This is a genomic window from Stenotrophomonas hibiscicola ATCC 19867, assembly GCF_000382065.1.
GTDB classification, from domain to species: Bacteria; Pseudomonadota; Gammaproteobacteria; order Xanthomonadales; family Xanthomonadaceae; genus Stenotrophomonas; species Stenotrophomonas hibiscicola.
Map to the genome: position 1 here is coordinate 239,886 of NZ_KB907501.1, position 13,149 is coordinate 253,034.

Annotated in this window: 11 protein-coding genes and 1 riboswitch; of the genes, 7 read left to right on the forward strand and 4 right to left on the reverse strand. The window is 66.9% G+C overall.

The features are described from left to right. Window positions 1-69: 69 nt before the first annotated feature. Window positions 70-693 carry an outer membrane beta-barrel protein gene (locus G370_RS0113265; RefSeq protein WP_019661039.1) on the reverse strand — a complete coding sequence of 208 codons (624 nt, stop codon included), beginning with the start codon at window positions 691-693 and terminating at the stop codon, window positions 70-72. A 187-nt stretch (window positions 694-880) separates the two neighbouring features. Further along, window positions 881-1,026, forward strand: a riboswitch (FMN riboswitch). A gap of 74 nt (window positions 1,027-1,100) precedes the next feature. On the opposite strand from G370_RS0113265, the gene G370_RS0113270 reads away from it, so the two are divergent. From G370_RS0113270 to thiL, 5 genes are all read left to right on the forward strand, one after another. Beyond that, window positions 1,101-1,727: a riboflavin synthase gene (locus G370_RS0113270; RefSeq protein WP_026347132.1), complete on the forward strand. Its 627-nt coding sequence runs from the start codon at window positions 1,101-1,103 to the stop codon at window positions 1,725-1,727. Then, window positions 1,724-2,824: a 3,4-dihydroxy-2-butanone-4-phosphate synthase gene (ribB, locus tag G370_RS0113275; protein WP_019661041.1), complete on the forward strand. Its 1,101-nt coding sequence runs from the start codon at window positions 1,724-1,726 to the stop codon at window positions 2,822-2,824. The genes G370_RS0113270 and ribB overlap by 4 nt, the downstream gene beginning before the upstream one ends. A 163-nt stretch (window positions 2,825-2,987) precedes the next feature. Further along, window positions 2,988-3,455, forward strand: coding sequence for a 6,7-dimethyl-8-ribityllumazine synthase (ribH, locus tag G370_RS0113280; protein ID WP_010481977.1), 468 nt, complete (start codon window positions 2,988-2,990; stop codon window positions 3,453-3,455). Further along, the gene (gene nusB / locus G370_RS0113285; protein WP_005408062.1) at window positions 3,452-3,931 is read left to right on the forward strand and encodes a transcription antitermination factor NusB; all 480 of its coding nucleotides are present in this window, start codon (window positions 3,452-3,454) and stop codon (window positions 3,929-3,931) included. The genes ribH and nusB overlap by 4 nt, the downstream gene beginning before the upstream one ends. A gap of 130 nt (window positions 3,932-4,061) precedes the next feature. Next, window positions 4,062-5,027 (forward strand): thiamine-phosphate kinase, encoded by a 966-nt coding sequence (gene thiL, locus G370_RS0113290; RefSeq protein ID WP_019661042.1) that lies wholly within the window; start codon window positions 4,062-4,064, stop codon window positions 5,025-5,027. Window positions 5,028-5,037: 10 nt separating this feature from the next. Here thiL and G370_RS0113295 read toward each other — a convergent pair whose 3' ends face one another. From G370_RS0113295 to G370_RS0113305, 3 genes are all read right to left on the reverse strand, one after another. After that, on the reverse strand, window positions 5,038-8,028 hold the full coding sequence (locus G370_RS0113295; RefSeq protein WP_026347134.1) for an ATP-binding protein: 2,991 nt from the start codon (window positions 8,026-8,028) through the stop codon (window positions 5,038-5,040). 99 nt (window positions 8,029-8,127) lie between these two features. Beyond that, window positions 8,128-8,850: a fimbrial biogenesis chaperone gene (locus G370_RS0113300; protein WP_019661044.1), complete on the reverse strand. Its 723-nt coding sequence runs from the start codon at window positions 8,848-8,850 to the stop codon at window positions 8,128-8,130. Between the two features lie 60 nt (window positions 8,851-8,910). Then, window positions 8,911-9,423, reverse strand: coding sequence for a fimbrial protein (locus G370_RS0113305; protein WP_019661045.1), 513 nt, complete (start codon window positions 9,421-9,423; stop codon window positions 8,911-8,913). Between the two features lie 238 nt (window positions 9,424-9,661). On the opposite strand from G370_RS0113305, the gene G370_RS1000000121920 reads away from it, so the two are divergent. Continuing rightward, on the forward strand, window positions 9,662-10,621 hold the full coding sequence (locus G370_RS1000000121920) for a fimbrial protein (protein WP_245541218.1): 960 nt from the start codon (window positions 9,662-9,664) through the stop codon (window positions 10,619-10,621). Then, window positions 10,618-13,134 carry a fimbria/pilus outer membrane usher protein gene (locus G370_RS0113315; protein ID WP_019661047.1) on the forward strand — a complete coding sequence of 839 codons (2,517 nt, stop codon included), beginning with the start codon at window positions 10,618-10,620 and terminating at the stop codon, window positions 13,132-13,134. Before G370_RS1000000121920 ends, G370_RS0113315 begins: the two co-directional genes overlap by 4 nt. The last annotated feature ends 15 nt before the right edge of the window (window positions 13,135-13,149 follow it).

The window sequence follows — 13,149 nt, forward strand, 5'->3', positions numbered from 1 at the left end:
GTACCCCGGCCAAAAAAACGGGCCCCTTGCGGGGCCCGTTCGACCGCACGACGAGGAGCGATCGTTGGATCAGAAGCTGGCGCGCACGCCGGCCGAGTACTGGGTGACGTCACGGTAGCCGGAGATCTCGCCCACCAGACCCCAGGTCCTGGTGAAGTTGATCTGGCCGCCGACGGTGCCGACCCAGGTGCCCTTGAAGTTGTTGCCGCCGTCCATGTAACCGGCCTTGACCCAACCTTCGGTCATGCGCGACGGCTTGCCACGGATGCCCATGGTGACGCGGCCCAGGTTGGTGTGGTCCTTGTTGCGCAGGCGACCGTAGAAATCGGAGTTGACGGTGATTTCGGCCTGCTGGCGGACCCAGGCGGCGTCAGCGGTAAAGTCGACGCGGTCGGTCCACGGCATGTGGTAGCCGATGCCCAGCTCCGGCTGGTTCAGCTTCAGCTTGTAGGAGCCGTAGTCGTAGTTGTACGACTTGCTGGCGTAGGTCCAACCACCGAACACATGGACCTGTTCGGCGATCGCCACGGAACCACGCAGGTAGCCGCCGTCGACCTTCGGGTCGTCCAGTGCGTTGTCGTCAACCTTGACCTGCGTCCAACCGCCTTCGACGTAGGTGTAGCTCAGGGCGTCGGCCGAAGCCGAGAGCGGGGCGGCGGCCAGCAGGGCGGCCACGATCAGCATCTTGCGCATGGGAATTCCTGTGAATTTCAGTCCATTGGCGGGCCAGCCCTCTCGGCTACCCGTGGGCGACCTCATGTCGTCCGCTGCGAATTTTAATGAAAGTTTTACAAATTGCGAGCGACGGCCGTCACAGCTGTGGCATCCAGCCCCGTTCAGCCCGGGCTGGTACACTGGCCACGCCGGTTCGCCGGTACACAAACGTCTTCAGGGCGGGGTGCAACTCCCCACCGGCGGTAGGTGCGCAAGCACGAGCCCGCGAGCGCCCCGGCCCACGGCCGGGGGTCAGCAGATCCGGTCCAATGCCGGAGCCGACGGTCATAGTCCGGATGAAAGAAGACGGTGCCACAGGGCTCATGCCCTGCGCCCGCCTGTTTGCCTTGCGGCGTTTTTCGCTCACATTCCGCGGAGAACGTTTCTTGTTTACTGGAATCATCGAAGGCGTCGGCCGTCTGGCCGCACGCGAATCCATCGGCGGCGATGTCCGCTTCACCTTCAATGTCGGAAACCTGCCGTTCGACAACGTGCAGATGGGCGAGAGCATTGCCATCAACGGCGTCTGCCTCACCGTCATCGCATTCGACGCCAGCAGCTTCCAAGCCGATGCCTCCACCGAAACCCTGGGCCTGACCACGCTGGGCCAGCTGGGCGAAGGGGCGGTCATCAACCTGGAGCGCGCCATGCGGCCGACCGACCGCCTCGGCGGCCATCTGGTCAGCGGCCACGTCGACGGCCTTGGCCAGGTCCTGTCCATCCACGAAGACGCGCGTGCCCAGCGTTGGCGTTTCGCCGCGCCGGCCTCGCTGCGCCGCTACATAGCCAGGAAGGGCTCGATCTGCGTGGACGGCGTCAGCCTCACCGTCAACGAAGTGGACGATGAGGGTTTTGAAGTCGCCCTGATCCCCCACACGGTAGCCAACACCGCCTTCTCCGCCACCGGCGTGGGCAGCGCGGTGAACCTGGAAATCGATCTGGTCGCCCGTTACGTGGAGCGGCTGATCAGCGTGCCGACCAACGGTCAACACCCCCAGGGAGACGTTGCATGAATTTCGCCCCGATCCCGGAAATCCTGGAAGACATCCGCCAGGGCCGCATGGTGGTCATCGTCGATGACGAAGACCGCGAGAACGAAGGCGACCTGATCATGGCCGCCGAGCTGGTCAAGGCAAGTGACATCAACTTCATGGTCACCCACGGCCGTGGCCTGGTGTGCCTGCCGCTGACCCGCACCCGCGCCGCCGACCTCGGCCTGGCGCCGATGGTGCAGGCCAATACCGCCCAGTTCCAGACCAACTTCACGGTCAGCATCGAGGCTGCCGAGGGCGTCACCACCGGCATTTCGGCGCATGACCGCGCGCACACCATCCGCACCGCGGTGAAGCCCAATGCCAAGCCGTCGGACCTGCACCAGCCGGGCCACATCTTCCCGCTGATCGCCCAGCCGGGCGGCGTGCTGACCCGCGCCGGCCACACCGAAGCCGGCGTCGACCTGGCCATGCTGGCCGGGCTGGAGCCGGCTGGCGTGCTGGTGGAGATCCTGAACCCGGATGGCAGCATGGCGCGCCGCCCGGAGCTGGAAGTGTTCGCCCGCGAGCACGGCCTGAAGATGGGCTCCATCGCCGACCTGATCGCCTACCGCCTGGCCACTGAAAAGACCGTCGAACGCGTGGACGAGCGCGAGATCGACACCGAATTCGGTCCGTTCAAGCTGGTGACCTACCGTGACCGCATCGCCCACGACCTGCATTTCGCCCTGGTCCGCGGCACCCCGGATGCGGACACCCCGACCCTGGTGCGCGTGCAGGTGGAGAATCCGCTGGCCGACCTGCTGCACTGGCGCCGTGACGACTTCGGTGTGGCGGCCACCGACGCTCTGCGTGCGATCGATGCCGAGGGCGCGGGCGTGATGGTGGTGCTGTCGGCCCCGCGCGATAGCGAAGCGCTGCTGGCCCGCCTGCGCCAGCAGCCGGCGCCGGTGGTGCCGGGCAAGGACAAGGATGTGGGCCAGTGGCGCCGCAACGGGGCCGGCGCACAGATCCTGTCTGACCTGGGCCTGGGCAAGCTGCGCGTGCTGGGCACCCCGCGCCGCCAGATCGGCCTGGCCGGGTACGGCCTGGAAGTGGTGGAGACGGTGGCCCTGTAACCCCCTTGGTGTGCCGACCATGCCCTACCTGTGGTGGGTGCCGACCATGCCCTGCCCGTGGTGGGTGCCGACCGTTGGTCGGCACACCCTGCAGGTCCCGCCAGCCACGGCCGGGGCCCATCCACGCTAGAATTACCCCCTTATCGAGTCCCCCAAGCCGCATATGAGCCACTACGAAGGCGATCTTCGCACTCCCGAATCGGCGCGCTTCGCCATCCTGGCCAGCCGCTGGAATGCCCGCATCACCGACACGCTGGTCGCTGGCGCCCGCCAGAGCCTGGCAGGCAACGGCATCACCGAAGCCAACATCGACGTGATCCGCGTGCCGGGTGCCTGGGAGCTGCCGCTGGTGGCCGCACGCCTGGCCGCCGCCCATGAACACGCCGCCATCCTCACCCTGGGCTGCGTGATCCGTGGCGATACCCGCCACTATGAACACGTGGCCGACCGCTGCGCCGAGGGCCTGATGCGCGTGCAGCTGGACTTCGGCGTGCCGGTGCTGAACGGCGTGCTGGCGGTGGAACGCGTTGAAGACGCCGAGGCCCGCGCAGGCGGCAGCCACGGCAACAAGGGCGAGGAAGTCGCACTCGCCGCATTGGAAATGGTCAATCTTCTGGAGCAGCTGCCATGAACAAGAACACCCAGGGCAAGCCCTCCGGTAAACCCGTCCGCCGCGATGGCGTCGATCCGGTGCTGCGCTCGCGCGCCCGCCGTCGTGCCGTGCAGGCCATCTACGCCTGGCAGATCTCCGGTGGCAACGCGCAGTCGCTGATCGCCCAGTTCGCCCACGAGCAGGCCCGCGAAATCGCCGATCTGGCGTATTTCGAGGCGCTGCTGCACGGCGTGCTCGACAACCGTCGTGACATCGACGAAGCGCTCGGCCCGTACCTGGACCGCGGCATCGAGGAAGTGGACGCGATCGAACGCGCGGTGCTGCGCCTGGCCGCCTACGAACTGCGCTACCGCCTGGATGTGCCGTACCGCGTGGTGATCAACGAAGCCATCGAATCGGCCAAGCGCTTCGGTTCCGAACACGGCCACACCTACGTCAACGGCGTGCTGGATCGTGCCGCCGTGGAATGGCGCAAGGTCGAATCGGGTCACTGACCCGGTTCTGCTCGTCCTGGACGGGCCGTGACCTGCTGGGTCGATACCGGCCCTGACTCCGCTTCTGGTGGGTGCCAACCCTGGTTGGCACCGATGCCCGATATCGCCGCCACCCCCACGGGAACGCCCCATGTCCCTGGCTGAATTCGCCCTCATCGACCGCATCCGCGCCCGCACCGCCGAGCGCGACGACATCGTGCTCGGTATTGGCGACGACGCCGCACTGCTGCAGCCACGCCCGAACGAACAGCTGGTGGTCACCGCCGATACGCTCAACAGCGGCGTGCACTTCCCGGCCGAAACGCCGGCGTTCGACATCGGCTGGAAGACGTTGGCCGTGAATCTGTCCGACCTCGCCGCGATGGGCGCGCGCCCGGCGTGGTGCACGCTGGCGCTGTCGTTGCCGGAAGCCAGCGAAGACTGGATCGAGGCCTTCGCCGACGGTTTCTTCGCACTGGCCGACCAGCACGACATCGCCCTGATTGGTGGCGACACCACGCGTGGCCCGCTGTCGCTGTCGGTCACTGCGATGGGGCAGGTGTCGCGCGGCCAGGCGCTGCGTCGTGATCGCGCACAGATTGGCGATGACATCTGGGTCAGCGGCACCCTCGGCGACGCTGCCGGTGCACTGCGGTTGTGGCAGCAGGGGGCGCTGAACGTGGCCACCGCCACGCTGCTGGCCGACTACGAGAGTCTGCGCCTGCGCCTGCTGCGGCCGACCCCGCGCGTCACCCTCGGCCTGCGCCTGCGTGCGTTCGCGCATGCGGCCGTGGACGTGTCTGATGGCCTGCTGGCCGATCTGGGCCACATCGCCACGCGCAGCGCGGTGGCCGCGCATGTTGATGCCGATCTGTTGCCGATCTCGAATGCGCTGCGTGAGTTGCTTGGGCGCGAAAACGCCCGCGAATGCGCACTGCGGGGTGGCGACGACTACGAACTGTGCTTCACGGCAGCTGCCGACCAGCGCGACGCGCTGCATTACCTCGCCGAATCGCTGGATGTGCCGCTGACCCGTATCGGCCGCATTGCCGAAGGGCAGGGCGTGCACGTGGATGGCGAAGCCGCCGACGGCGGATACCAGCACTTCGCCGGTTGAGGGTGCGGGCTCAAGCCTGCTGCGCGGCGACCTGACGCTCGATGCTCGCCGCGATCAATCCGACAGCCTCAATGACGATCGCCTTCGACGCCGCATCTGTCGCGCCGGTGCTGCGCAGGGCCTGTTCGGCCTGCTGGCAGCTGCGCGCCGCCTGGGGCTCTCCCAGAAATACCAGCGCGCCGGCGAAGCTGTGCAGCTGATCGATCATGGCCGGTGCATCGGCACTGTCCAGCGCCTGGGTCAGCGCCGCGTAGTCGCGGTGCGCGGTCTGCAGGAACGCCTCGCGCATCTGCCGCTGAACCGCCGCGCTCACTACCGGAGGCAGTGGTGCCTGTGCCGAGCGATCGAGGTCGAATCCATGCAGCGCGGCCTCTAGCGACGGCAGGTCGAGCGGCTTCAGCAGCAACCTGGACATGCCGGCCTCGCGCACGCGCTGCGCGTCCTCGGGCATCGCATTGGCGGTGAGCGCGACGATGGGGATGGAGGAGTCATCCGCACGCAGTTTCCGGGCCAGCCCGTATCCGTCCAGGCGCGGCATGTTCAGATCGGTCAGCACGATGTCGAACCGGCCCTCGCGCCAGCGTTGCCACGCCTCCTCGCCGTCGGCCGCGAGGGTGACCTGCCAACCCAGCGCATGCAGTTGCCCCAGCGTCACGTCGCGGCTGATCACGCTGTCATCCACCAGCAAGGCGTGGCCACGCGGGGAATGCGCGCGCTCTACAGGCGCCGGCCGTGGCGGCGTGCCTGCCACGGCGGTGGTCCGGCGTGCTGGAATGTCCAGGCGGAAAACGCTGCCGGTGCCCGGGGTGCTGCGCACGCCGAGGGTGCCGCCGAGCAGTTCGGCGAAGCGTTGGCACAAGGCCAGCCCCAGGCCGCTGCCGCCGTGCTGCCGTGCCGAGCCGGCACCGACCTGCACGAACGGCTTGAACAACACGGCCTGTGCTTCGGCATCGATGCCCGGGCCGGTATCGCGCACCTCCACGTGCAGCCACTCGGTGCCATCGGGCCGCAGCGAGGCATCAACGCTGACCGCCACCGTTCCCGATGCCGTGAACTTCACCGCATTGCCCACCAGGTTGTTGATCACCTGCGCCACGCGACCCGCGTCGGCCACGTAGGCTGGCCCCAGCGCATTGCCGGTGTGCAGCTCCAGGCGCAGCCCCTTCGCGGCAGCCTGTGGTTCGAACAGTGTCGCAGTCTGCTGCAGCAGCGCACGCGGGTCGAAAGGCGCCGGTTCCAGCGTCATCAGCCCGGCTTCGATACGGGAAAGGTCGAGGGTATCGTTCACCAGCCCCTGCAGCACATCGGCCGCGCTGCGCGCGCGCGTGACATGCCTATGCGCCGCCGCCGGCATGGTCTGGCGGGCAAGCAGTTCAAGGTGGCCGAGCACGCCACTCAAAGGGGTACGTATTTCATGGCTGATCATTGCCACGAAGGCGGTCTTGGCCTGGTCCGCGGCCTCGGCATCGTGCTGGGCCTGTTCGGCATGACGCCGTGCATCCAGCAGACGCTGCTGGGTTTCCGTCTGTGCGGTCACATCGGTCACCGCGCAGACCCAGATCGCCCGCCGCTGGTAGCGCGCGGCGGCCACGATGGATTGCAGGTAGCGCGATGGGCCGTGCTCGTCCGCGGACGGCGCCTCGAACAGCTGTCCGTGTACCTGGCCGTCAACGCGTTGCACCAGGCGGCCGACCAGCGCGTCCATCAGGTTGCCAGTGGTGTCACCGATCAGCTGCTCCAGTGCCTGGTTGTGCAGGATCAGCTGCCCGCTCTGCTGGTCGAGCAGGCACAGGCCGACCGGCGACGTTTCGATCAGCGTGCGGCTCAGCGCTTCGCTTTCATGCACCCTCGCGGCTTCTTCCAGCGCCGGCCGCAGCACGCGCCGGTCCACCAGCAGCAACAGCGTCCACAGTGCGGCCAGCAGGGCGGTCAGGGCCAGCCCGCCCCCGAGCAGATAGGTCTGCTGCGCCGTCCAGATGTCGGTCCAGCGGTAGAGCCGCAGCAGCGTCCAGTCGATGCCCTGCAAGGGTGCGGACATCACGAAGGCACGGCCGGCAGGCAGTGCCAATAGCGTAGGCCGGGGCGATGGCGCGGCGCGCAGCGCAGGCCCGGAAATCGCAGCGTCCGCAGCACTGCGCAGAACATCGTTTCCCTGCCGGTCCAGCACCACCCACATTCCCGGGCTGGCCTCCTCCAACCGCTCGCGCAGGCCTTGAAGCGGTTCAAACGTCAGCCGGTTGATGAAGGGGGTGCCATTGCTGCGCAGGCGCATCTGGGTGACCAGTGCATCCTCGCCGGTGAACGGATTGCGGCCGAAGTAGGCGCGCAGCCGGCCACTGTCCAGTTGAAGCTCGGAGTCCGCACCCGCTGACTGCCAGCCGGCATCGGCGGTCTGTGCCAGCGCGGCCAGTGCCTGTTCACGGGTAGGCACCTTCATGAGTTGCAGCAGCTGCGCTTCATCATGCAGCCCGGCGATCGCAAACAGGCGCCCTTCCGGTTCGAAGGCGAAGGAGATCAAGGAAGTGGGCGAATCCTGCGCCGCTACGGTGGCGGCCATGTACGCCGAATAGGTCTGCACCATGCCCAGGTATGCCGCCTCCGCCTGTGGCGGAAGACGGCCCTCGCGCGGGGACAGCGCCAGCCAGGGGACGGACAGGGCGCCCGGTGCCACCACGCCGGCCTGGCCATCCTGTGCTGAAAAGCGGGCCGCAACAGGCAGGCCACCGGCCACCAGTGCGGTTTGCTGGGTAGCCCAGAGCATGGCGTTGGTGTTCAAGCTGGCCACGTAGGCCCGCCTGCGCTCGCCAATGTAGCGATCCACCGTCTGCTGGCCGCGCTGCAGCGCCTCGCGCTCGTTGAGGTGCACCGTTTCCAACCGCAGCCACAGCGCCGCGCAGCCGGCGGCCAGGAGAAGCAGGGTCAAGACGGCACCGCCGCCGAACAGCAGCCGGCGCTGCAGGCCTTGCAGGGTGGCAAGCACGGAGCCCAAGGGTGACGCCATGGTGCGAACCTGGGTTGTGAGGCTGTGGCGTGCAGCGTGACGCGTCTGCCACCCTCAGTGCAAGTCATTGCCGGTGCACTGCGGAAGCCCGATCTACGTTTACCGATCAACGCGCGCCTCGGCCTCACGGGGCGTGCCGTAATCATCCAGCCATTTGAACGCCACCGTTGCCGGCATGGCTGCACCTTCCGGCAGCGCATAGCGCACCTGTGCCCCCGGCGCGATCATATCCACGTCCACGCGGCGGCCATCGGCCAGCGTCAATGAACTCAACGAGACGTGGTACGCGCTCGGGTTGCGCACCTGCAGGCCATCACCATCGGCAGACCACTGCAGCGTGGCCGCTGCATCGCGTGCACTGCCCGGCAGCCCGGCCGGGCGATGGAACAGCTTCACCCGCGTACGCACCGCGAACTGCAGCAGGTTCTTGCTACTGGCATCGCTGGGCTTGGGCGGAATGTCCAGCAGATTGAAATAGAACACCGATTCGCGATCGGTTGGCAGCGGTGCCTCCGACGGGCGCGGTGCGTAGGTGACGCGATATGCCTGGCCCTGCTTCGGTTGCAGCAGTCGCGGCTCGGCCGGTGTCAGCCGAAAGGGCGTACGTACATGCTCAGGACGCGACTGGCTGTCGCCGTCATCGATCCACACCTGGGTCATCGCGGGCAACTCACCCACGTTGCTGGCCTTGACCGTCACGTCGCGGCCCTTGCTGGCATCGTGCACGATGCGCGTGCCCTGCAGTGTCACCGCGGCCGATGCCGGCAGCGCCACCGACACGGCCAGCAGTGCGCATATCCACGCCTCGGCGCGTAGTTTCATGGTCAACCTCATTCAAGGGTGCAGGCCAGCACAACGTGGCGCTGGCCTGCCGGAAGCGGATTACTTGTAGAGCACCACGAAGTCGCCCGAGGCATTGGCAGTGCCAGCGGTAGCGTTCTGGGCCGGCGAGGCGTACCACGCGCTGTAGTCCAGCTGGCCGCTGCCACCGGCGGCGATGGTCACCCACACCGCCGGATCTTCACCGATCTTCTGCTGGTTGCCCGCAGCGTCGTACAGGGCCACGCCAACATTGGCTGCAGAAGACGCCGCGGTCAGTGCCAGGTTGCCGGTGCTGCCATCGGGCGTGCCGCCGAAGCGCACACCCACATCCTGCGATGCACCCGAGCCCGAGCAGTCCAGGGCGATGGTGAAGTTCTTCTGGCCGGCACGGGCGCTGGCGTTGACCGAGGCCAGATTCACCTTGCCCATCGGCACGGTGATGGTGCCGCCGGTGGAGCCCACCGAGCAGGTGGAGGTCATCAGTTCGCCGGTGATTTCCAGCGTTTCGGCAGACACCGACGACGCGGCGATGGCGAAGACGGAAAGGGACAGCAGGCGGAGCGTCAGGGACATGACAGTTCTCGGTTGTGGAATGAAGGCACGCAGTGGCCGCCCACGGCAGCCAGCGCGGCCAGTTTCGACGCGCGCGCCAGACCACGGAATGCAACAAGTTGTAAAAGCGCGTTGACGTTTGCGAACTGCAATTAATCCGATAGGAAGTGGCAGTGCCGCTGCCTAGACTGCGCGGCCTCGATTGGTTTCCAAGGGGATCGCTATGCGGATTCCATCCTCCTTTCCAGAATCGCTTCGCATGACGGCCTTGGCGGTGGTGCTGCTTGCAGTTGCAGGGCAGGCCGCAGCATGCGTTCGATTGAGGCTCGATGATCAGGTTGATGAGCTCGTTCGGACGGTCCCCAACCTGGATCGCCCAGATCAGCATTTTTCAGGCACAGGTGTGACGCTCTCAGATTCCTACCAGTGTCCGCCCGGGCAGGAAGAGTTCCTGGTGAGCATGAACCTCTCGGGGCTGACCTATGAGCGCGAGATTTCCTACGCAGGGCTGTCGGTTCCCGCTTACAGCTTGGGTCCACGCTCGCCGTTGGTGATCTTCCTGCATGGCGTACGTGGTTCCGGCGGTTTCGGTGGCTCTCTCTCGGCCATTCCATTGCGCAACGGCTTGCTCAACCGGAATCCAGGTACGTTGCTCGCCTCGGCATCTACAATCGAGCACTACATCCAGATCCGGATCTTCTTCCGCGGTGGTGCGATGGAGAGCGTGCCTCGCTCATTCCTGGGTACGGTAGAGACGTGGCCGGTAAGTAATCCGGCCAATCCATTCCGGCATTCCTTTACGGTGGAGTTCACGGTCCCTCCCGTCACCTGCACGCTCGCCAATGCGTCCCACACCCTTGACGACGTGCTCGCCAACGAACTCGCCGCCAGCGGCAGCAACGCGAAGGAATCCAGCTTCGACGTCGCGATGAACTGCCCGATGGACAACATCGACGTGCAGCTGTCGTTGGCCGATGCCAATGATCCTGGCAGCAGCAACGGCCAGCTTGCGCCAGCGCCAAGCGCCACCGCTGGCGGGGTGCAGGTGCAGCTGCTCCGTGGTGGCCAGCCGGTGCAGTTCGGCCAGGCGTGGTCGCACGGCTGGTCCAGCAAGGGGCAACAGGCCATTCCGTTCAGTGCGCGCTATCTGCGTACGGCCGATCCGTTGGTGCCGGGCGACGTCAAAGGCGAGGCGGTGCTGACCGCCGACTACCGATGATGGCTGTCAATCGTACCCGTGCCGCCACGCGATCGCTCTGCGCCGCCATCGGTGGGGTGCTGTCGGCTGGATTCGCACTGGATGCCACGGCAGCCCCGGTCGAGTTCAGCGAAGGTTTCCTGATCGGCGGCGAAGCCATCGACATGGCGCGATACGCCAACGGCAATCCGCTGCCGGCCGGCGACTACGCGGTGGACGTGCATGTGAACGGCGAGTTCCTGCGCAGCCAGGACATCCGCTTCGTCATCCAGGACGACCCGCAGATTGCGGTGCCATGCCTGTCACCGGCGCTGGTACGCGGGCTGCCGTTGAAGCCTGCGTTCCTGGAGGCACTGCCCGCCGAAGACAGCACCTGCGTGAATCTGCCAGCGCTGGTGGAGGGCGCCAACAGCACCTTTGACAGTGGCGAGCTGAAGTTGTCCCTCAGCATTCCGCAGGCGGCACAGGCCATCGCCGCGCGTGGCTTCGTGGCACCGGAACTGCGCGACGACGGCATCACCGCTGCCTTCATCGATTACAGCGCCAACCACTACCGCAGCCAAGGCAGCGACAGCAGTTACCTTGGGCTGCGGGCAGGCGTGAACCTGGGCGCATGGCGGCTTCGCCACCGCGCATCGTTCACCCATGGCAGACAGGGCACCCGGCACGAGGTCATCAGCAGCCATCTGCAACGCGACATTCCGCGCTGGAACAGCCAACTGCTGCTGGGCCAGGGCAACACCGGTGGCGAGCCGTTCGAAAGCGTGCCGTTCACCGGCATCCGGGTGGCCAGCGACGAACGCATGCTGCCCGATTCGCTGCGCGGCTATGCGCCGGTGGTGCAGGGCATCGCCGAAGGCAATGCAGTGGTCACCATCCGCCAGAACGGCAGCATCATTCACGAAAGCAATGTGGCGCCGGGCCCGTTCACCATCGAGGATCTGTATCCCACCAACTTCGGCGGCGATCTGGACGTCAGCGTTACCGAAGCCGATGGCCGCGTGCAGCGCTTCAGTGTCAATTTCTCCGCCGTGCCGCAGGCGTTGCGTGCCGGGTCGTCGCGCTTTGCGGTCACCGCGGGCGAGCTGCGCGACACCGGCAACACGCTGCAGGCGCTGCGCTTCACCGAGGGCACCTACGCGCACGGCCTGAACAACCGGCTTACCGTGCTGGGTGGCGCGCAGCTGGGTGAGGACTATCGCGCCCTGCTCGCCGGTGCTGCGGTCAACACGGCCATCGGTGCATTCGGTGCCGATGTCACCCATTCGCGCGCCCGCCTGCGCGGCAACGACACCGCCACCGGCAACAGCTTCCGCGTGAATTACCAACGTTACGTGGCGCGCACCGGTACGAACTTCGGCCTGGCTGCGTATCGCTACAGTACGCGCGGCTTCCTCAGCCTCAACGATGTGGCACGCGCGCAGAGCGACGACTGGGGTTACGGCCAGCGCGCCCGCCAGCGCTACCAGGTGAACTTCTCGCAGAAGGTCGGCCAGCGCAGCAACCTGTATCTCAGCGGCGGCCATGTGTCTTACTGGGACAGCGCCCGACGCCGCAACGATTTCCAGGTGGGCTTCCAGAGCACGCTGGGGCGGGTCAACTATGGTGTGTCCGCGCTGCGCTTCCGCGTGGGCGATGGCCGCCAGGACACCCGCTACGCGTTCACCCTCAGCGTGCCGCTGGGCCGTAGCGCCAACGCGCCGCGTGCCAGCACCCAGCTCAGCCACGCCGATAGTGGCAGGCAGTCGCAGCTGGGCATCACCGGCAGCCTGGGTGAGTCACGTGCGCTGAGCTACAGCCTGTCCAGCGCACAAGGCAATGGACAGAACAGCCATAGTGCTTATGCCGCGTGGCAAGGCAGCCGTGGCAATCTCAATGCCGGCTACAGCCGCAGTGGCGACTACCGCAGCCTGTCGCTTGGCGCATCGGGCAGCGTGGCGCTGCACAGCGGTGGCCTGAACCTGGGCGCTCCCGTGGGCGACGGCTTCGCGCTGGTGCAGGCGCCGGGGGCGCAGGGCGCACGCATCGGCAGCAGCACTGACCTACGTGTGGCGCGCAATGGCTACGCACTGCTGCCGCACATCAGCCCCTATCGCTGGAACACCATTGACCTGGACCCCTCTGGCCTGCCGATCGAGGTGGAGCTGCTGCAGACCTCGCAGCGTGTAGCGCCCACCGCCGGTGGCATCGTGCGCGTGCCGTTCCAGGTGCGCCGCGAGCGCACGCTGTTCATCGACGCCACCGACGCGCTGGGCCAGCCGCTGCCGTTTGCGGCGATGGTGCAGACCGAAGACAGCACGCCGACCGGTGCGGTGGGGCAGGGCGGGGTGATCCAGCTGCGGGGTGCGCAGGACAGCGGCGCGTTGATCGTCGACCCCGATGGCAAGCGACGCTGCCGCATCGACTACCGAATGCCCGATGCGCCGGACGCCTACGGGCTGTCGTGGAGCCAGGCCGTGTGCGTGCCGCAGCCGTTGCCGCCGGAGAGCCTGCAGGCGGGCACGCCGGAGCAGGAAGAGGGCACCGCCCCATGAGTTTCGTCTTTCCTT